Annotated in this window: 1 protein-coding gene; it reads left to right on the top strand. The window is 61.2% G+C overall.

What is annotated here, in order from left to right:
- The coding region (locus ACI48I_RS24180) for an EF-Tu C-terminal domain-related protein (protein ID WP_498575722.1) at nt 1–533 on the top strand (533 nt) is incomplete at both ends.

The raw sequence follows: 533 nt of genomic DNA on the forward strand, positions 1-533 counted from the left end.
GAAGACGTGTTCTCGATCTCGGGTCGCGGCACCGTCGTCACCGGTCGTGTCGAGCGCGGCATCATCAAGGTCGGCGAAGAGATCGAAATCGTCGGCATCATCGACACCGTCAAGACGACCTGCACCGGCGTGGAAATGTTCCGCAAGCTGCTGGACCAGGGTCAGGCTGGCGACAACGTCGGTCTGCTGCTGCGCGGCACCAAGCGTGAAGACGTCCAGCGTGGTCAGGTTCTGGCCAAGCCGGGCTCGATCAAGCCGCACAACCACTTCACCGGCGAGATCTACGTTCTGTCGAAAGATGAAGGCGGCCGTCACACCCCGTTCTTCAACAACTACCGTCCGCAGTTCTACTTCCGTACCACCGACGTGACCGGCTCGATCGAGCTGCCAGCGGACAAGGAAATGGTCATGCCAGGCGATAACGTGTCGATCACCGTCAAGCTGATCAACCCGATCGCGATGGAAGAAGGCCTGCGCTTCGCAATCCGCGAAGGCGGCCGTACCGTCGGCGCCGGCGTCGTTGCCAAGATCAT

The organism is Massilia sp. LXY-5 (assembly GCF_059801075.1).